Below are 19,513 nucleotides of genomic sequence, written 5' to 3' on the forward strand. Positions count from 1 at the left end.
GTGAGGCGTTGAGCTAACCAATACTAATTGCCCGTGAGGCTTGACCATATAACACCCAAGCAATTTGCGCACGAAAGCCAAATTGTGGTGGTGAAGACGAAATAACCGAAAATTCGTAAGCCCACAAATATCGCATATCCGAATTAGCCAAGAGTGTTCACGGACATTCTGGCAACAGAATTTCTTGACGACCATAGAGCATTGGAACCACCTGATCCCATCCCGAACTCAGCAGTGAAACGATGCATCGCCGATGGTAGTGTGGGGTTTCCCCATGTGAGAGTAGGTCATCGTCAAGATTCATTTCGCAAAACCCCTATCTGCGCATGCAGGTAGGGGTTTTGTCTTTGTGGCGCCAAAAACAGGCACCACGCGATCCTTGTAGGAGCAGCCTTGTGCTGCGAAGAGGCCCGTATAGCCGACCCATCACTTTCAGCCGTACGGGCCTCTTCGCAGCACAAGGCTGCTCCTACAGTGACCTTGCCTGCTCTGAAAACATGTTCGCGTGATATCGTTCCCCCTCAGCTTTCAGCGCCCGTCAGAGACCTTCCGATGCCCCACACCACCCGCCTCCATCCCGGCTTCATGATCGTCCACGGCAACCGCCTCGACGACTTGCGCAGCCTGGTAGTGAGTTGGATGCGCCGCTATCCCCTGGCGCCGCTGGAAAACGAAATTGCCCTGGTGCAAAGCAATGGCATCGCCCAATGGCTCAAGCTGGCCTTGGCCGAAGACCCGCAGGAAGATGACCAGGGCGGCTGTGGCATCGCCGCCGCAATCGATGTCCAACTGCCCGGCAGCTTCATGTGGCAGCTGTACCGAAGCGTGCTGGGGCGCGACGAAATTCCCGAAGTGTCCCTGCTCGACAAGGCCCCACTGACCTGGCGCCTGATGCGCCTGTTACCCGCTCTGATCGAGCGCCCGCATTTCGAGCCACTGCGGCGCTTTCTTACCGACGACAACGACCTGCGCAAGCGCTACCAGCTAGCCGAGCGACTGGCCGACCTGTTCGACCAGTACCAGGTCTACCGTGCCGACTGGCTCAAGGACTGGGCCGCTGGCGAGCACATTCTCAACAGCGCCCGCGGCGAGCGTAAACCGCTACCGCCGGGTAACCGTTGGCAAGCCGAGTTGTGGCGAGCATTACTGGAGGATGTTGGCGAGCAGGGCATGGCGCAGAGCCGCGCCGGGGTACATCAACGCTTCATCGAGACAATCCACAACCTGGAGCAGGCGCCTGCCGGGCTGCCGCCAAGGGTGATCGTGTTCGGCATCTCTTCACTGCCAGCCCAGGCCCTGGAAGCATTGGCAGGCCTGGCGCGTTTCAGCCAGGTACTGCTGTGCGTTCACAACCCATGCCGCCACCACTGGGCCGACATCGTTGCCGACAAGGACCTGCTACGCCATCAGTACAAGCGCCAGCAACGCAAGCAGGGCATGCCCCTGCAACTGGACGATCAGTCGCTGCATCAACATGCCCACCCGTTGCTGGCCGCCTGGGGTAAGCAAGGCCGTGACTACATCAACCTGCTCGACAGCTATGACGACCCGGGCAGCTACCAGGGCGTGTTCAGCGATGGCCGCATCGACCTGTTCAGTGACGGTTCGCCCACCACGCTACTCAACCAACTGCAGGACGACATCCTGGAGTTGCGCCCGCTCGCCGAAACCCGTGAGCTGTGGCCGCCAGTAGACACCGCCAAGGACCGCTCGATCCGCTTCCACATTGCCCACAGCCCACAACGTGAAGTGGAAATCCTTCACGACCAGTTGTTGGCCCGCTTCAGCGCCGACCCTACTTTGCGCCCGCGAGACGTGATCGTCATGCTGCCGGCCATCGACACTTACGCGCCGCACATTCGCGCTGTATTCGGCCAGTTGCAGCGCAACGACCCGCGCTACATCCCGTTCACCCTGACCGACCAGGGCCAGCGCGGTCGCGAGCCTCTGTTGATCGCGCTAGAGCACCTGCTCAAACTGCCGGACAGCCGCTTCGCTGTCAGCGAAGTACTCGACCTGTTGGACGTGCCCGCAGTGCGCGCCCGCTTCGGCATCCGCGAAAACGACCTGCCCACGCTGCACCGCTGGATCGAAGGCGCCGGCATCCGCTGGGGCCTGAACGCCGAACAGCGGGCGAGCCTGGGTTTGCCTGCCGGGCTCGAGCAGAACAGTTGGCGCTTCGGCCTGCGGCGCATGCTGCTGGGCTACGCCGTGGGTGTGGGCGAGGCCTGTGACGGCATTGAGCCCTACGATGAAATTGGTGGCCTGGACGCGGCACTGATCGGCCCACTGGTCGCACTGCTCGATGCGCTCGAAGTCGCCTGCCAGGCCTTGTCCGAGCCTGCTACCGTCAGCCAGTGGGGCGAACGCCTGCATGCCTTGCTGCAGGTGTTCTTCCTCGCAGAAGGCGAGCGCGATGAGTTTCTGCTGATACAGCTGCAGGATCTGCGCGAAAGCTGGCTTGCAGTGTGCGAGACCGTTGGCCTGCAAGACCCATTGCCGCTGACCGTGGTGCGTGAAGCCTGGCTGTCGGGCCTCGACCAGGGCAAGCTGTCGCAACGCTTCCTCGCCGGCTCGGTGAACTTCTGTACCCTGATGCCCATGCGCGCCATCCCGTTCCGGGTGGTTTGCCTGTTGGGCATGAACGATGGCGATTACCCGCGCGCTCAGCAACCGCTGGACTTCGACTTGATGGCCAGCGACTACCGCCCCGGTGACCGTTCACGCCGCGAAGACGACCGTTACCTGTTGCTGGAAGCGCTGCTGTCGGCACGTGATCAGCTGTATGTCAGCTGGGTAGGGCGCAGTATCCGCGACAACAGCGAACGCCCGGCATCGGTGCTGATTGGCCAGTTGCGCGATCACATCGCTGCGGGCTGGCATCTGGCCGGCGCGCAGCAGGGGCAGCCAGCGGAACCGGGCGAGCAATTGCTGCACGCGCTGACCCAGGAGCACCCACTGCAGCCGTTCAGCCCACGCTACTTCCAGAAGGGTAGCCCGCTGTTCAGCTTCGCCCACGAATGGCAACTGCTGCACCAGCAAGGCGAGGAGGATGAACAAGGCGCCCCCGGCCTGCCGCCTTACCTCGATGATGAAGCCCTGAGCCTCACCCAGCTGAATGACTTTCTGCGCCACCCAGTGCGGCATTTCTTCAGCCAGCGCTTGAAGGTGTACTTCGAGGCGCTGGAAGCGCCGACCCCGGACGAAGAACCCTTCGCCCTCGATACGTTGCAACGCTATGGCGCCAGTGAAAGCCTGCTTGGCGCAGCGTTGGCCGAACCGGACAACGCCGAACAGGCGCTACGGGCCCAGGCCCGGCGCCTGCAGGCCTGCGGTTTGCTGCCGCTGGCCGGTTTCGGCGAACTGCTGCAACACGAGCTGATCGAACCGCTACCCGACTTGCTGCAACGTCACCAGCAGTTGCTGCAGCGCTGGCCGCAGCTCGTCGAGGGAGCCCTGCCGGTGCATTTCGAGCACGCTCAGCATCGGCTTGAAGGCTGGTTGGGGCGGGTGTTCCAGGCGGATGACCAGAGCTTGCTCAGCATCACCACGGTACCCAACACCATCAGCGCCGGGCGCAACAACTTCAAGTGGCACCGCCTGATCGCTCCTTGGGTTACGCACCTGGCGGCCTGCGCGGCGGGTTACCCCTACAACAGTGCGCTGGTAGCCAGCGACCTTACCCTGTTGCTTGCCCCGCTGCCGCAAACGCAGGCGGCGCAACTGCTGGGCGACCTGTTGGTCGCTCGTCAGGCAGCGATGAATGCGCCATTGCCAGTCGCGGCCAAGACCGCGTTCGCCTGGCTGGCCCAGGAGGATGCCGATAAAGCGATGGCCGCCGCAGCCCGCGCCTACGAAGGCGACGAGCGCACCAGCTTTGGCGAGCGCAGCGAAAGCATCGCCCTGGCTCGCCAGTTCCGTGACTTTGCCGCACTCATGGCTGACGAAACCTTCGAAGGCTGGTGCGAAACCTTGTACCGCCCGTTGTTCACCGCCCCTTGGCAGACCCTGGGCAACCCGGAGAAAGGCGCATGACCCAGGACCGTCCCCTGGCATTGAGTTTCCCCCTGCACGGCAGCCAGCTGATCGAGGCCAGCGCCGGCACGGGCAAGACCTTCACCATTTCGGCGCTGTACCTGCGCTTGATCCTTGGCCACGGTGGTGAACAGGGCTTTGACCGCGAGCTGCTGCCTCCGCAGATCCTTGTGGTGACCTTCACCGACGCCGCCACCAAAGAGCTGCGCGAACGTATACGGGCCCGCCTGGCAGAAGCCGCACGGTTCTTCCGTGGCGAACTGGAAGGTGCCGACCCGCTGTTGCACCAACTGCGCGACGATTACCCGCCAGAGGCTTGGCCGCGTTGTGCCGGTCGCCTGGAAATTGCCGTGCAGTGGATGGACGAGGCTGCGGTTTCGACCATCCACGGCTGGTGCCAGCGCATGCTGCGCGAGCATGCCTTCGACAGCGGCAGCCTGTTCACCCAGACACTGGAAACCGACCACAGCGAGTTGCTGGGCCAGGTCATGCGTGATTACTGGCGGCGCTTCTGTTATGGCATGCAAGGTGATGCATTGGCCTGGGTGCGCAGCAACTGGGGGAGCCCCGACGCTTTGCTGCCGCGCATTCGCCCACTGTTCGGCCGTGTGCGCGCCCAGCAGGATGGACCGGAGCCCGCCGCATTGATCCAAGCATCGCTGCAGCAACGTGGCGAACAGTTGGCCCGGCTCAAGGCACCCTGGGCGCAGTGGGCCGAGGACCTGCGGCAAATCTGCCGCGATGCACTGGCCGCCAAGCAGGTCGACGGCCGCAAGATGCAGGCCCGTTACTTCGAGCCCTGGTTCGACAAGCTCTGCGCCTGGGCTGGTGATGAGCAGCAGGTTGAGCTGGACTTGGGCACGGGCTTTACCCGCCTGACCCCGGCAGGCATGGCCGAGGCCTGGAAGGGCGAGCCTCCCGAACACCCTGGCCTCAACGCCATGCAGAGCCTGCCGCAACAATTGCAGGCCCTGGACAGCCCGGATGCGCCCTTGCTTGAGCATGCTGCCAATTGGGTATCGGCACGCTTCGAAGTGGAGAAGCGCCGGCGTGCGGAAATGGGCTTCGACGACATGCTCGTGCGCCTGCAGCACGCGCTCGCCAGCGAGGCCGGCGAGCGCCTGGCCAGCCTGATCCGCGAGCAGTTCCCGGTAGCGCTGATCGACGAATTCCAAGACACCGACCCGGTTCAGTACGGCATTTTCGAGCGCATCTACCAGATCAGCGAAAACCACGCAGAAACCGGCCTGTTCATGATCGGTGACCCCAAGCAGGCGATCTACGCCTTCCGTGGTGCCGACATCTACACCTACCTTGCCGCGCGGCGCGCCACCCGTGGCCGGCTGCACAGCCTGGACACCAATTACCGCTCAAGCAAGGCCATGGTCGCTGCGGTCAACCAGGTGTTCCTGCAGGCCGAGGCGCGCGAAACGGGGCGCGGTGCATTCCTGTTCCGTGAGGCCGATGACAATCCATTGCCGTTCATCGAGGTGCGCGCCAAGGGCCGTGGCGAACAGCTGTTGATTGACGGTGAAGCCAGTGCGGCCCTGCGGTGTTGGCAACTGGAAAGCGAAGAGCCTGTTTCCAGCAGTGTCTACCGCCAGCAGTTGGCCGCCAGCTGCGCCAGTCATATCGTCGCCTTGCTCAATGGCGGCCAGCAAGGCACATCGGGCTTCCAGAATGCCGAGGGCGAGTTGCGCCCCTGCCTGCCCTCGGACATTGCCATTCTGGTGCGTGACGGCCATGAAGCACAAATGGTCCGCGCCGAACTGGCTGCGCGCGAAGTGCGCAGTGTGTACCTGTCCGACAAGGACTCGGTGTTCGCCGCCCAGGAAGCCCACGACCTGCTGGCCTGGCTCAAGGCCTGCGCCGAGCCCGACTCGGAGCGCCTGCTCAAGGCCGCGCTGGCCAGCCTTACCCTGGGCCTGTCATTGGCCGCGCTGGACCGGCTGAACCAGGACGAGCGAGTCTGGGAAGACTGGGTCATGCGTTTTCGCCATTATCGCGAGACCTGGCAACGCCAAGGCGTGCTACCCATGCTGCGGCACCTGCTGCATGACTTCCAGCTGCCGCGCACACTGATTCGCCGCAGTGATGGCGAGCGGGTGCTGACCAACCTGCTGCACCTGGCCGAGTTGCTGCAACAGGCTGCCGGCGAGCTGGATGGCGAGCAGGCGCTGATCCGCCACTTGGCCGAGCATCTGGCCAGTTCCGGGCAGGCCGGAGAAGAGCAGATCCTGCGCCTGGAGAGCGACGAACAATTGGTCAAGGTGGTGACCATCCACAAGTCCAAGGGGCTGGAATACCCCCTGGTCTACCTGCCGTTCATCTGCACCAGCAAGCCGGTGGATGGCAGCCGCCTGCCGCTGGCCTGGCACGATAGCGAAGGCAATGCCCACCTTACCCTCACCCCGGACCAGGAGCAGATCGAGCGCGCCGACGACGAGCGCCTGGCCGAAGACCTGCGCCTGCTCTACGTAGCCTTGACCCGCGCCCAGCATGCTTGCTGGCTGGGCGTTGCCGACCTCAAGCGTGGCAACCAGAAGAGTTCGCAGCTGCACCGCTCGGCATTGGGCTACCTGCTGGGTGGTGGCCTTGCCCTGACCAGCTCGCAGCAGCTTACCGATTGGTTGCAGGCGTTGACGTCGGCATGCCCGCACATCACGTGCCCAGGTCTGCCGCAGGCGGATGAGCAGGTGTACCGCATGCCGCACGCAGAACGCGAGCTACTGCCCGCACGCAAGCCCCGCCGCGCGGCAGCCGAGCATTGGTGGATCGCCTCGTACAGCGCCCTGCGTATCGGCGATCAGGCGCTGGTTGCCGACAGTTCACAAGCCCAGCAGCTGCTGGATGACGAAGTGATCGGTGCCCAGGCACTGCGCGAGGTCCCTGCCGACAGTGGCGATATTCACCGCTTTCCGCGTGGGCCGAACCCCGGCACCTTCCTGCATGGCTTGCTGGAATGGGCGGGCCGCGAGGGTTTTAGCCAGGTCAGCGGTAACCCACAGCTGATCGAACGCACCGTTGGCCAGCGCTGCAACCGCCGTGACTGGACCGGTTGGATCCCTACCCTGAGCCACTGGATGCAACGCTTGCTGGGCGAGGCGTTGCCATTGCCGGGCAGCGACCAGCGCGTGACGCTGGGCCAGTTGCGTCATTACCAGATCGAAATGGAGTTCTGGTTCGCCAGCCACCAGGTCGACGCCGAACAACTTGACCGCCTGGTGGCACGTCACACCCACCCCGGCCAGACGCGCCCGGCAGCGCAGCCGACTGTGCTCAACGGCATGTTCAAAGGCTTCATCGACCTGGCGTTCGAGCTGGACGGGCGTTACTACGTGACTGACTACAAGTCCAACTGGCTGGGCGCGGACATCCAGGCCTACGATGCCATCGCCATGGAAAAGGCCATTTTGGAGCACCGCTACGACCTGCAGTATGTGCTGTACCTGTTGGCCCTGCACCGCCAGTTGCGCGCGCGCCTGCCGGACTACGATTACGACCGCCATGTTGGCGGCGCCCTGTTCATCTTCCTGCGCGGTGCCAGCAGCAGCGGCCACGGTGTCTATCATGCCAAGCCACCACGTGAGCTGATTGAAAGCCTCGATGCGCTGTTCCGTGGCGAGCACCCGCCGGCACAGCAGGACCTGTTTGCCGGAGCCGTGATATGAGCCGAAACCTAGTCGACCTTTTGCCCACGCCGTTGCACGCCGAGCACCTGCAGGCGCTGGCGCCACAGCAAGACAGCGACGACTTGCTGCAACTGCTCGACCGCTGGGTGGAACGGGGCTGGCTGCGCGCCCTGGACCGCGCATTCGTGTCGTTCCTCGAAGAGCGCGCCCCTGGCAGTGATCCCTTGCTACTGCTGGCGGCGGCGCTGGCCAGCCACCAACTGGGGCATGGGCACGTCTGCCTCGACCTGCAACAAACCTTGGCCGAGCCTGATTTCGCCCTGTCGTTACCGCCGGAAGGCGATGCCCTGACCGGCCCCTTGCTACTGCCGTCGCAATTGCTGGCCAAGCTTGACTTGAATGCCTGGCGCCAACGCATCGCCGCCAGCTCGCTGGTGGCGGAGGGCGATAACCCAGGCCAGCAAGCGCGGCCACTGGTGCTCAGCGGCGAGCGTCTGTACTTGCGCCGTTACTGGCGCTACGAGCGGCGTATCGACCATACACTTCGCCAGCGGCTGACCCAGGCCGAAGCGCCGCTGAGCGACCTGACAGGGCGCCTGGCGCAACTGTTCGACGGCGGTGCACCAGCCGGCCAGGTGGACTGGCAGAAGCTGGCCTGTGCATTGGCCACCCGTGCCGGGTTCAGCATCATCACGGGTGGCCCCGGCACGGGGAAAACCACCACCGTGGTGCGCCTGCTGGCTTTGCTGCAGGGGCCGGCCGTGGAGCTGGGCAGGCCCCTGCGCATCCGCTTGGCCGCGCCAACTGGCAAGGCCGCTGCACGCCTGACCGAATCCATTGGCCAGCAAGTCGAGCGCCTGCAAGTCAGCGCCGCAGTGCGCGAGCAAATCCCCACTGAAGTCAGCACCGTGCACCGTCTGCTCGGCAGCCGTCCGGGCTCCCGGCATTTCCGTCACCATGCCGGCAACCCATTGCCATTGGACGTGCTTGTGGTCGACGAAGCGTCGATGATCGACCTGGAAATGATGGCCAACCTGCTTGATGCCTTGCCGCCCCGGGCACGCCTGGTACTGCTGGGAGACAAGGATCAGCTGGCCTCGGTCGAGGCCGGTGCGGTACTGGGCGACTTGTGCCGCGATGCCGAGGAGGGCTATTACTCCCCGGCGACCACCGCGTGGCTGGAACAGCTCAGCGGCGAGTCGCTGGCCGGCAGCGGCCTCAAAGTCGGCGATGAACAGCGCAACCCGCTGGCCCAGCAAGTGGTGATGCTGCGTTTTTCACGCCGCTTTGGTGAAGGCAGTGGTATTGGCCAACTGGCCCGCCTGGTCAATCGACAGGACTCCCATGCGGCGCGCAACCTGCTGGCCACGCCGCCGGCCGACGTGCACAGCCTGGCGCTCAAGCACGAGCAGGACCGCGCCTTCGACCGCCTGTTGCTCGACGGCCTCAACCGTGGCAGCGACGGCCCGCAAGGCTATCGCAGCTACCTGCGTACCCTTGGCCGTTACCGGCCGGCACTCGATACCGCCTTTGACGACCCCGCCTGGGAGCAATGGGCAGGCAAGGTACTGCGCAGCTTCGAGGACTTCCAGTTGCTGTGTGCGGTGCGTCGTGGCGCCTGGGGTGTCGATGGCCTGAACGAGCGGGTGGCGCGGGTGCTGCACAATGCCGGGCTGATTGACAGCCAGCAACCCTGGTACGAAGGGCGCCCGGTACTGGTAACCCGCAACGACTACGGGCTTGGCCTGATGAACGGTGACATCGGCATCGCCCTGCGCTTGCCGGATGAGCGCGGTGAGCCGCTGCTGCGGGTGGCCTTCCCGCGTAACGATGGCAGTGGTGGCGTGCGCTTCGTCCTGCCCAGCCGGCTCAACGAAGTGGAAACGGTGTTCGCCATGACCGTGCACAAGTCCCAGGGCTCGGAGTTCAGCCACACCGCGCTGGTGCTGCCCGATGCGCTCAACCCGGTGCTGACCAAGGAACTGGTGTACACCGGCATTACCCGCGCCAAGCACTGCTTCAGCCTGGTCGAGCCACGCCAGGGCATTTTCGAAGAAGCAGTGGCGCGCAAGGTGCGGCGGATTTCCGGGCTGATGCTGGAACAAGTCTGAAGGCAGATGCGCGCCTACAGGGCGCGCATGTGTCTCTGCGATCAGCGTCTTTCATACAACGATGCGGCCATGTGCTATCGTTGCGCCGAGATCGGAAGGGACTTTAAGAGATTGCCCACATGAACGTGGCCGCAAGGCGAGTGACAAGCTGTGCGCTTTCGCTATTGCTGGCCGCCCTGTTGCTTTGTGCAGGCCCTGCCCGGGCAGACACCGCTACGACCGCCGCTCAGGCACAGCAACGCGCCAAGGCGGTCACCCAGGTCGTACTGGGTATCTTCAGCTACGCCCGTTGGCCCGCCGAACCTTCACCCCTGCGTCTGTGCCTGATCGGCCCGACCGAATACGCCGATGACCTGATCAAGGGCCATGTGCAGGAGTCCGGCCGCCCGCTGCAGGTTCGGCGCTTGCTGGCGGAAGACGCCCAGGTCGCCCAGGCCTGTGACGCCATCTACATCGGCAAGCTCGACCAGGGCCAGCGCGACCGGCTGTTCCAGCGTGTCAGCGGCCACCCGGTACTGAGCATCAGCGAGGCGGATGACCCGTGCACGGTCGGCAGCTTGTTCTGCCTGCGGGTCAGCGACCAGCAGGTGGCCTTTGAAGTCAACCTCGACTCGGTGGCGCGCTCCGGCGTGCGCATTCACCCGAGCGTGCTGCAATTGTCGCGGCGCCGGGCGGTGCAGCCATGAAGCCGACCCGCAAGCGTAGCGCGCGCCCGACCCTGCGCTCGGTGCTGGGCCGTGGCCACCTCAGCGTCGCCTTGCTGGCTGTGGGCCTGGCCGGTATTTCCCTCACCCTGCTGGGCGTGCTTGCCCTGCGCGTCTATGCCAACCAAAACCTGCAACTGATCGCCCGCTCGATCAACTACACCGTTGAGGCGGCGGTAGTGTTCGATGACAGCGCTGCAGCCAATGAATCGCTGGCGCTGATCGCCAGTACCGAGGAGGTGGCCGAGGCCAAGGTGTTCAACGACGAGGGTGAACTACTGGCGCATTGGCAGCGCGCAGATACTGGCATGCTCGCGCAGTTGGAAGTGCAGGTTGCCACCGCCTTGCTGGATGAGCCGGTCAACCTGCCAATCCTGCACCAGCAACAACAGGTCGGGCACATCGAACTGGTCGGCCAGGGCCGTAGCCTGTTGCTGTTCCTGCTCAGCGGCCTGGCCGGCATCCTGTTCTGCACGATCCTCAGCGCCTTGGCTGCTCAGTATCTGTCGCGTCGCCTGCTCAGCAACATCACCCGCCCGCTGCGTGGCCTGGCCAGTGTTGCCCACGCCGCCCGCCGCGAGCGCAGCTTCGACCGGCGCGTACCGGAAGCGCCGATTGCCGAGCTCAACGAACTGGGGAACGACTTCAATGCCCTGCTGGACGAGCTGGAGGTATGGCACAGCCACCTGCAGAGCGAAAACCAGACCTTGGCTCACCAGGCCAGCCACGACAGCCTTACCGGCCTGCCCAACCGCGCGTTCTTCGAGGGGCGTCTGAGCCGCAGTGTACGCAATGCTGCGCGGCAGCAGGACCACCTGGCGCTGCTGTTCCTCGACAGCGATCACTTCAAGCAGATCAACGACACCCTTGGCCATGCCGTAGGCGACGAGGTGCTGATCAGCGTGGCCGACCGCGTCCGTGCCCAGCTGCGCGAGCACGATCTGGTGGCGCGCCTGGGCGGTGATGAGTTTGCCGTGCTGCTGACGCCTTTGCAGTCGCGCAAGGATGCCGAGCACATTGCCGAGAAGATCGTTGCCAGCATGAAGCTGCCGGTGCAGCTGGACAGTGGTCGCAGTATCGCTACCTCACTGAGTGTCGGTATTGCCTATTACCCGGATGACGGCGCTGACCCCGCCAGTCTTCTCAATGCCGCCGATGCGGCGATGTACCAGGCCAAGCGCAAGCGCCGTGGCCATTGGCAAGTGGCGCAGACGGAACGGTCCGCCAACGAAATCAAGAACAGGAGTTGAACCCGTGATACAAGCTTTACGTTTTCCGCTTTGGGCCTTGTTGCTCGCCCTGCTGGCGCTGAGTGGTTGCCAGACCGCCCCACCCAAGGGCCTTACCCCCGAACAGATTGCCGTGCTCAAGCGCGAAGGCTTTACCCCGACGGACGAAGGCTGGGCCTACGACTTGTCTGGCAAGGTGCTGTTCGGTAGCGATCTGGACGGCCTCAATGAGCAGAGCCAGGCGATCGTCGAACGCATTGGCAAGGCGCTGCTTGGCGTTGGCATCCAGGGCGTGCGGGTAGATGGGCATGCCGACTCCTCGGGCAAGGCGGCGTACAACCAGCAACTGTCCGAACGCCGCGCGCAGAGCGTGACCAAGGCGCTGGTCGGGGTTGGCATGCTGGCGCAGAACATCCAGAGCCGTGGCCTGGGCAGTACCCAGCCGGTGGCGGACAACCGCACCAGTGCCGGGCGCACCGAGAACCGGCGCGTCTCTATCGTGGTAGCTTCCTACTGACCACCGATCACATTTCTCTGTAGGAGCAGCCTTGTGCTGCGAAGAGGCCAGTCATGGCAACACCATTGCTGGACCTGGGCTGGCCCCTTCGCAGCACAAGGCTGCTCCTACAGATGGGCCACGCAACAGCCCCTCATTCCCGGGCAAAGCGCATCTCCCGAGTTTCCCCCATCAGCAATGGCGCATTCGCCTCCGTCACCCCGCGGATGTAATCCCACAACAGGGTAATGCGCTTCAACTTGCGCAAATCCTCCCGGCAATACATCCAGAATTGCCGAGTCACCTCGATTTCCTCTGGCAACACCGTCACCAATCGCGGGTCCTGCGCGGCGAGGAAGCACGGCAAGATCGCCAACCCACGCCCCTGCAACGCTGCGGTGTACTGCGCGATCACGCTGGTACTGCGCAAATGCGCGCTGGCGCTGGGGATCAGGTTGGCCAGGTACAGCAGCTCGGAGCTGAACGCCAGGTCGTCCACGTAACTGATGAACGGGTGTTTGGCCAAATCTGCCACTTGGCGGATCGGCGCATGGCTGTCCAGGTAGTCCTGGGTCGCATACAGCCGCAAGCGGTAGTCGCACAGCTTGCAGCACACATAAGGCCCATGCTCCGGCCGCTCCAGCGCGATGACGATGTCCGCCTCGCGCTTGGACAGGCTGATGAAGTGCGGCAGCGGCAGGATGTCCACCGAAATTGCCGGGTAGGCATCGACGAAATGGCTTAGCTGCGGGGTGATGAAGAAGCTGCCAAAGCCTTCGGTGCAGCCCATGCGCACATGCCCCGACAACGCCACGCCCGACCCGGACACCTGCTCGCAAGCCATGTGCAGCGTACTCTCGATCGACTCGGCATAGCCCAGCAGGCGCTGCCCTTCGGCGGTCAGCACAAAGCCGTTGGTCCGTGACTTTTCGAACAGCAAGGTGCCCAGCGCGCCCTCCAGCGAGCTGATGCGCCGTGACACCGTGGTGTAGTCCACGCTCAGCCGTTTGGCGGCGCTGCTGGCCTTGCGGGTGCGGGCCACTTCGAGGAAGAACTTCAAATCGTCCCAGTTGAGCGCGCTCAGGGATGTGAGGTCTTTTTGCATGATGATCCGGTTTTTTTGTGCGTTCTTGTTGGATGTTTGCACATCTATACTCGAAACAAGCCTCAGGACGCCACCTCGCGTTTGCCCGGCGCTGGCGATCTCGTCCCGACAATAATTCCAAGGAGAACGCAGATGAACGCACCGCAATCCCCGAACCCAACCAAGGTCGAGCAGGTGAAACTGCTGATCGACGGCCAGTGGGTCGAGTCGAAAACCACCGAATGGCGCGACATCGTCAACCCAGCCACCCAGGAAGTGCTGGCGCGCGTGCCGTTCGCCACCGTCGAAGAAGTCGACGCTGCCGTGGCCGCTGCCCACCGTGCCTTCCAGACCTGGCGCGAAACCCCGATTGGCGCGCGCATGCGCATCATGCTCAAACTGCAGGCGCTGATCCGCGAACACACCAAACGCATTGCCCAGGTGCTCAGTGCCGAGCAGGGCAAAACCCTGGCCGATGCTGAAGGCGATATTTTCCGCGGCCTGGAAGTGGTCGAGCACGCCGCCTCCATCGGCACCCTGCAGATGGGCGAATTTGCCGAAAACGTTGCAGGCGGTGTCGATACCTACACCCTGCGCCAACCGATCGGTGTGTGCGCCGGCATCACCCCGTTCAACTTCCCGGCGATGATCCCGTTGTGGATGTTCCCCATGGCCATCGTCTGCGGCAACACCTTCGTGCTCAAGCCGTCCGAACAGGACCCGCTGTCGACCATGCTGCTGGTGGAGCTGGCGCTGGAAGCCGGTGTACCAGCCGGCGTGCTGAACGTGGTGCACGGTGGCAAGCAGGTAGTGGATGCCATCTGCACCCACCAGGATATCAAGGCGATTTCCTTCGTCGGCTCAACCGAAGTCGGCACCCACGTGTACAACCTCGGCAGCCAGCACGGTAAACGTGTGCAGTCGATGATGGGCGCCAAGAACCATGCGGTGGTGCTGCCTGATGCCAACCGCACGCAAACCATCAATGCGCTGGTCGGTGCTGCCTTTGGCGCGGCGGGCCAGCGCTGCATGGCCACCTCGGTGGCGGTGCTGGTGGGTAAGGCCCGCGATTGGCTGCCGGATATCAAAGAGGCCGCCAGCAAGCTCAAGGTCAATGCCGGCTGCGAGCCGGGCACCGACGTAGGTCCGGTGGTTTCCAAACGTGCCAAGGAGCGTGTGCTGGGCCTGATCGAAAGCGGCATCAAAGAAGGTGCCAAGCTTGAACTGGACGGCCGCGACGTCAAGGTTCCGGGTTACGAGCAAGGCAACTTCGTTGGCCCGACCCTGTTCTCGGGCGTGAAGACCGACATGCAGGTGTACACCCAGGAAATCTTCGGCCCGGTGCTGGTGACCCTGGAGGTCGACACCCTCGACGAGGCCATCGCCCTGGTCAACGCCAACCCGTTCGGCAACGGCACCGGCCTGTTCACCCAGAGTGGCGCGGCTGCACGCAAGTTCCAGAGCGAAATCGATATCGGCCAGGTCGGCATCAACATCCCGATCCCGGTACCCGTGCCGTTCTTCAGCTTCACCGGCTCGCGCGGCTCCAAGCTCGGCGACCTCGGCCCGTACGGCAAGCAAGTGGTGCAGTTCTACACTCAGACCAAGACCGTCACTGCCCGCTGGTTCGATGACGACAGCGTCAACGACGGTGTGAACACCACCATCAGCCTGCGCTAAGGAGAAGTCATGCGTATCGCATTCATCGGCCTGGGCAACATGGGCGCGCCCATGGCCCGCAACCTGATCAAAGCCGGGCACCAGCTGAACCTGTTCGACCTGAACAAGGCCGTGCTGGCCGAGCTGGCAGAACTGGGCGGGCAGATCAGCCCGTCGCCCAAGGACGCGGCGGCCAACAGCGACCTGGTGATCACCATGCTCCCGGCCGCAGCCCACGTGCGTAGCGTGTACCTGAACGAGGACGGCGTATTGGCCGGTATCCGTCCCGGCACACCGACCGTTGACTGCAGCACCATCGACCCGCATACCGCCCGTGACGTGTCCAAGGCCGCGGCGGCCAAGGGCGTGGACATGGGCGACGCGCCGGTGTCCGGTGGCACTGGCGGCGCGGCGGCTGGCACCCTGACCTTCATGGTCGGCGCCAGTGCCGAGCTGTTCGCCAGCCTCAAGCCGGTACTGGAGCAGATGGGCCGCAACATCGTGCACTGCGGGGAAGTCGGTACCGGGCAGATCGCCAAGATCTGCAACAACCTGCTGTTGGGCATCTCGATGATCGGCGTGTCCGAGGCCATGGCCCTGGGCAACGCGCTGGGCATCGACACCAAGGTGCTGGCCGGCATCATCAACAGCTCGACCGGGCGTTGCTGGAGCTCGGACACCTACAACCCGTGGCCGGGCATCATCGAAACAGCGCCCGCCTCGCGGGGCTACACCGGAGGGTTTGGTGCCGAACTGATGCTCAAGGACCTGGGCCTGGCCACCGAAGCGGCACGCCAGGCACACCAGCCGGTGATCCTCGGTGCCGTGGCCCAGCAGCTGTACCAGGCTATGAGCCTGCGCGGCGAAGGTGGCAAGGACTTCTCGGCCATCGTCGAGGGCTACCGCAAGAAAGATTGATGCAAGAGGTGGGCTTCATCGCGGGCCAGGTGGTCTTCCCTCTGTAACTGCGCACCAGAGGGAAGGGCACCTGATCCGCGATTTTTTTTGCCCGTACTCAAGGCTCGAGTCTCGTTGTAGGAGCAGCCTTGTGCTGCGAAGAGGCTGCTCCTACATGCGGCCTGCGAAATCAGGCAAAGACGAAATACTTGCGCACAGTCTCGACCACTTCCCAGGTCCCTTTCATCCCAGGTTCGATCACGAACACATCACCCGCTTTCAGGTGCTTCGGCTCTTCGCCTTCCGGGGTGATGATGCAGTAACCATCGAGGAAGTGGCAGAACTCCCACTTCTCGTAGTTGACCTCGAACTTGCCCGGGGTGCAGATCCAGGTGCCCATGATCTTGCTGCCGTCGGCCGACAGGTAGGCATTGAGGTTGACGGTGTGCGGATCGCCGCCGATGCGCTTCCACTTGGTGGCGTCCACGACCGGTGTCGGGCAGGTTTCGCGCAGGACGGTGATGAAATCGGACATGGCACAACTCCTGGTGACTGGTTGAATGACGAGTCACCATAGGGCTATCGGCCGAGCCGCAGTTGCCTGGGCTCGACGTCCAGCTGTCTGGCCGCGCTATGCCAAGTGGTTTACCTCGACCGTGATGTGCGCCAACTCCTCGTGCACGGCCAGCGCCTGGCGCACGCTGTCGGCGTTCAGCGCGGCAGGGGTGGCCAGGCCAAGAATGCAGGCATACTGGTCTTTGCCCACTCGCCACACGTGCAGGTCGGTGATGCTGGCCCGCACCGGCAACTGCGCCACCACCTCGCGAATTTCTTCCACCACTGGCGCATCCATCTCCGCATCCAGCAGCACCCGCCCGGTATCGCGCAACAGGCCACGGGCCCACAGCGCCACCAGCAGCGCGCCTACCAGGCCCATGACCGGGTCGAGCCAGCTGGCGCCCCAGAACTTACCAGCCAGCAGGGCAACGATGGCCAGCACCGATGTGGCGGCATCGGCCATCACATGCAGGTAGGCCGAGCGCAGGTTCAAGTCGTGGTGATGATGACCGTGGTCATGCTCAGGGTGGTGATGATCATGATGGTGGTGGTCATCGCGCAACAGCCATGCGCAGATCAGGTTGACGGCCAGGCCCACCACGGCGATGAAGATTGCCTCGTCGTAGTGGATCGGCCCCGGTGTCAGCAGCCGCTCCACCGATTGGAACGCCATCAACCCAGCTACGCCCAGCAACAGCAGGGCGCTGGAGTAGCCGCCGAGAATCTCGATTTTCCAGGTCCCGAAGGCAAAGCGCCGGTCGCCGGCAAAGCGCCGTGCGGCGGCGTAGGCCAGCAAGGACAGGCCAAGGGCCAGGGCGTGGGAGCTCATGTGCCAGCCGTCGGCCAGCAACGCCATGGAATTGAAGAACCAGCCTCCGGCAATTTCCGCCACCATCATCAGAGCGGTCAGCCATACCGCCAGGCGGGTCTTGCGCTCTGCGCCCAGGTTGCTGGTATGGAACTGGTGGCTGTGCTGCCAGCGGTCTGAGGTTTGTGTCGCCATGGTTTATCATGCTCCCGGAAGATCGAGAAATATACTATACCCCAGTATACCTATCATGATGGTAAAACCAATGGCACATACCCAGAAGAACAGGAAGCAGCTGCTGACCCGGGTGCGCAAGATCAAAGGCCAGGCCGCCGCCCTGGAGACGGCGCTGGAACAGGACAAGGATTGCCTGGCGATCCTGCAGCAGATCGCCGCCGTGCGCGGCGCGGTGAACGGGCTGATGGCCGAAGTGATGGAAGGGCATATCCGCGAACACCTGGTGGCGGACGGGCTGAGTGCCGAAGAACGGCAGGACGAGGCGGACAAAGTGGCGGCGTTGCTGCGGTCGTACCTTAAGTAATACCCCCTGGGGGTATACGGCAAGGTTGCCTATTTCCTGCATGGCTATCAGCCAAAGCCTACTAGCCGTTATGAACCCTCCTCTGGTCGGTTGAAGTGTGCGTGGTGTGTACTGCGCTTCGTTTTGGTTAATTCGGTGTGTATCATACACATCGACTGCCGAAGGAAGGGTGTATGCGCAGTCGTGAAGTGATCCAGCTCATTGAGGCAGATGGGTGGTACGAAATTGAGGTGAAGGGCAGCCATCACCAGTTTAGGCACCCGATCAAGAAGGGTAGGGTGACAGTCCCCCATCCCAAAACCGATCTGCCTAAAGGCACCGTACACAGCATCCTGAAACAAGCAGGCTTGAAGCCGTGCAGCGGCTTCGATACCTCGAGCATCAGTGGAGACGCGCAATGAAATTCCCGGTCGTATTGCACAAGGACGCCGATTCGGATTACGGCGTGACCGTTCCCGATGTTCCTGGCTGTTTCTCCGCCGGTGCCACAGTCGCATCAGCGCTGGAAAATGTGCAGGAAGCGTTGGCGCTGCATTTCGAAGGGTTGGTGGCCGATAACGAGGCCTTGCCGCAGGCTCGGGAAATCGATGTCCATGTGGCGAACCCCGACTATGAAGGCGGGGTGTGGGCCGTGGTGGATTTTGACGTCACCCCTTACCTGGGCAAGGCAGTTCGCTTCAATGCAACGCTGCCAGAAAACCTGCTTCAGCGGATAGACGAAAAAGTGAAGCGTGACCATCGCTACGCATCCCGCTCCGGTTTTCTGGCTTCGGCTGCGTTGCGAGAATTGGCACTTTCACACTGAACGTCGGTACAAGCGCACGCGTTACGCCCACCAGTACCGCACAAAGTGGAAGAACACCGGTGCTGCAAAACACACCGAGTCCATGCGGTCGAGCATGCCGCCGTGGCCTTCGATCATGTGCCCCCAGTCCTTTACCCCGCGGTCGCGCTTGATTGCCGACATCACCAGCCCGCCGAAGAAGCCCATGGTATTCACGGTCAGCGCCATCAGCGCGGCCTGCCAGAAGGTGAACGGGGTGATCCAGCACAGCAGGGCGCCGATCAAGGTGGCCAGTGCCACGCCACCGGCCAGGCCTTCGACCGTCTTGGACGGGGACAGGTTGGGTGCGACCTTGTGCTTGCCGAACAACTTGCCGCACACGTACTGCAGCACGTCGCTGATCTGTACCACCAGGATCAGCCAGGCGATCAGCAGCAGGTTGTGGCCCTCGTAACCCGGAATGTCCAGCGTCATCAACGCCGGTACCGACGACACGCAGTACACCGCGATCATCAACCCCCACTGCACTTTTGACGCACGCTCCAGAAAACGCGTGGTATCGCCGCCGAAGCTGGCCAGAATCGGCAGCAAAAGGAACAGGTACACCGGGATGAAAATGCTGAAAAGGCCGTACCAATCCATGGCGATCAGTATGTACTGCACTGGCAGCGCCACATAGAACGCCGCCACCAGCGCCGGGTAATCGCTACGCCGGGTCGGGGTAAGGGTCATGAACTCGCGCAGGGCGTAGAACGACACACCATAGAACAGCACGATCACACCGTAATTGCCGAACAGGAAGGCGATGCCGATCACCAGCACCATCACCCACCAGGCGTTTATACGGGCGTTGAGGTTGTCGATCACCGCGTGCGGTGCCGGGCCGGCGCGCCACTTGAGCAGGCGGCCGATCACGCTTGCGAGCAGCAGCAGGGCGCCGATGCCGGTGAACAGGGAAAGGGTATTGTCGTCCAT

At 63.3% G+C, this 19,513-nt stretch carries 15 protein-coding genes and 1 rRNA gene; 12 read left to right on the top strand and 4 right to left on the bottom strand.

The features are described from left to right. Positions 1-183: 183 nt before the first annotated feature. The 7 genes from rrf (at position 184) to ACNFBR_RS10880 (ending at position 12,228) form a co-directional block, all read left to right on the top strand. Positions 184-299: ribosomal RNA gene (rrf, locus tag ACNFBR_RS10850) — 5S ribosomal RNA — on the top strand. Positions 300-552: 253 nt separating this feature from the next. Then, positions 553-4,035 carry an exodeoxyribonuclease V subunit gamma gene (recC, locus tag ACNFBR_RS10855; RefSeq protein WP_416734929.1) on the top strand — a complete coding sequence of 1,161 codons (3,483 nt, stop codon included), beginning with the start codon at positions 553-555 and terminating at the stop codon, positions 4,033-4,035. Then, a complete protein-coding gene (recB, locus tag ACNFBR_RS10860; RefSeq protein WP_416734930.1) occupies positions 4,032-7,706 on the top strand; it encodes an exodeoxyribonuclease V subunit beta in 3,675 nt (1,224 codons plus the stop codon). Before recC ends, recB begins: the two co-directional genes overlap by 4 nt. Next, entirely contained in the window at positions 7,703-9,778 is a 2,076-nt protein-coding gene (gene recD / locus ACNFBR_RS10865) for an exodeoxyribonuclease V subunit alpha (RefSeq protein WP_416734931.1), read from the top strand. The genes recB and recD overlap by 4 nt, the downstream gene beginning before the upstream one ends. A 119-nt stretch (positions 9,779-9,897) precedes the next feature. Then, on the top strand, positions 9,898-10,464 hold the full coding sequence (locus ACNFBR_RS10870) for a YfiR family protein (protein ID WP_416734932.1): 567 nt from the start codon (positions 9,898-9,900) through the stop codon (positions 10,462-10,464). Then, positions 10,461-11,732 carry a diguanylate cyclase domain-containing protein gene (locus ACNFBR_RS10875; protein ID WP_416734933.1) on the top strand — a complete coding sequence of 424 codons (1,272 nt, stop codon included), beginning with the start codon at positions 10,461-10,463 and terminating at the stop codon, positions 11,730-11,732. The genes ACNFBR_RS10870 and ACNFBR_RS10875 overlap by 4 nt, the downstream gene beginning before the upstream one ends. Before the next feature lie 4 nt (positions 11,733-11,736). Next, positions 11,737-12,228 carry an OmpA family protein gene (locus ACNFBR_RS10880; RefSeq protein WP_416734934.1) on the top strand — a complete coding sequence of 164 codons (492 nt, stop codon included), beginning with the start codon at positions 11,737-11,739 and terminating at the stop codon, positions 12,226-12,228. 133 nt (positions 12,229-12,361) lie between these two features. On the opposite strand, the gene ACNFBR_RS10885 is transcribed toward ACNFBR_RS10880, so the two are convergent. Continuing rightward, positions 12,362-13,312: a LysR family transcriptional regulator gene (locus ACNFBR_RS10885; protein ID WP_416734935.1), complete on the bottom strand. Its 951-nt coding sequence runs from the start codon at positions 13,310-13,312 to the stop codon at positions 12,362-12,364. A gap of 132 nt (positions 13,313-13,444) precedes the next feature. Between ACNFBR_RS10885 and ACNFBR_RS10890 the strand changes: the two genes are divergently transcribed. Both ACNFBR_RS10890 and mmsB read left to right on the top strand, forming a co-directional pair. Beyond that, the gene (locus ACNFBR_RS10890; protein ID WP_416734936.1) at positions 13,445-14,971 is read left to right on the top strand and encodes a CoA-acylating methylmalonate-semialdehyde dehydrogenase; all 1,527 of its coding nucleotides are present in this window, start codon (positions 13,445-13,447) and stop codon (positions 14,969-14,971) included. 9 nt (positions 14,972-14,980) lie between these two features. Further along, complete coding sequence (mmsB, locus tag ACNFBR_RS10895) at positions 14,981-15,868, top strand: 3-hydroxyisobutyrate dehydrogenase (RefSeq protein WP_416734937.1); 888 nt, start codon at positions 14,981-14,983, stop codon at positions 15,866-15,868. Between the two features lie 169 nt (positions 15,869-16,037). On the opposite strand, the gene ACNFBR_RS10900 is transcribed toward mmsB, so the two are convergent. Continuing rightward, positions 16,038-16,382: a cupin domain-containing protein gene (locus ACNFBR_RS10900; RefSeq protein WP_003258412.1), complete on the bottom strand. Its 345-nt coding sequence runs from the start codon at positions 16,380-16,382 to the stop codon at positions 16,038-16,040. Between the two features lie 96 nt (positions 16,383-16,478). Beyond that, on the bottom strand, positions 16,479-17,408 hold the full coding sequence (gene dmeF, locus ACNFBR_RS10905; RefSeq protein WP_416734938.1) for a CDF family Co(II)/Ni(II) efflux transporter DmeF: 930 nt from the start codon (positions 17,406-17,408) through the stop codon (positions 16,479-16,481). Positions 17,409-17,478: 70 nt separating this feature from the next. Here dmeF and ACNFBR_RS10910 point away from each other — a divergent pair, with 70 nt between their 5' ends. The 3 genes from ACNFBR_RS10910 to ACNFBR_RS10920 all read left to right on the top strand — a co-directional run bounded on the left by ACNFBR_RS10910 (position 17,479) and on the right by ACNFBR_RS10920 (position 18,559). Beyond that, positions 17,479-17,754 carry a metal/formaldehyde-sensitive transcriptional repressor gene (locus ACNFBR_RS10910; protein ID WP_416734939.1) on the top strand — a complete coding sequence of 92 codons (276 nt, stop codon included), beginning with the start codon at positions 17,479-17,481 and terminating at the stop codon, positions 17,752-17,754. A gap of 173 nt (positions 17,755-17,927) precedes the next feature. Then, entirely contained in the window at positions 17,928-18,155 is a 228-nt protein-coding gene (locus ACNFBR_RS10915) for a type II toxin-antitoxin system HicA family toxin (RefSeq protein ID WP_416734940.1), read from the top strand. Next, complete coding sequence (locus tag ACNFBR_RS10920) at positions 18,152-18,559, top strand: type II toxin-antitoxin system HicB family antitoxin (RefSeq protein WP_416734941.1); 408 nt, start codon at positions 18,152-18,154, stop codon at positions 18,557-18,559. Before ACNFBR_RS10915 ends, ACNFBR_RS10920 begins: the two co-directional genes overlap by 4 nt. A gap of 21 nt (positions 18,560-18,580) precedes the next feature. Here ACNFBR_RS10920 and ACNFBR_RS10925 read toward each other — a convergent pair whose 3' ends face one another. Next, a complete protein-coding gene (locus tag ACNFBR_RS10925) occupies positions 18,581-19,513 on the bottom strand; it encodes a phosphatidate cytidylyltransferase (protein ID WP_416734942.1) in 933 nt (310 codons plus the stop codon).

Source organism: Pseudomonas sp. NY11955, from assembly GCF_048068035.1.
Lineage (GTDB): Bacteria > Pseudomonadota > Gammaproteobacteria > Pseudomonadales > Pseudomonadaceae > Aquipseudomonas.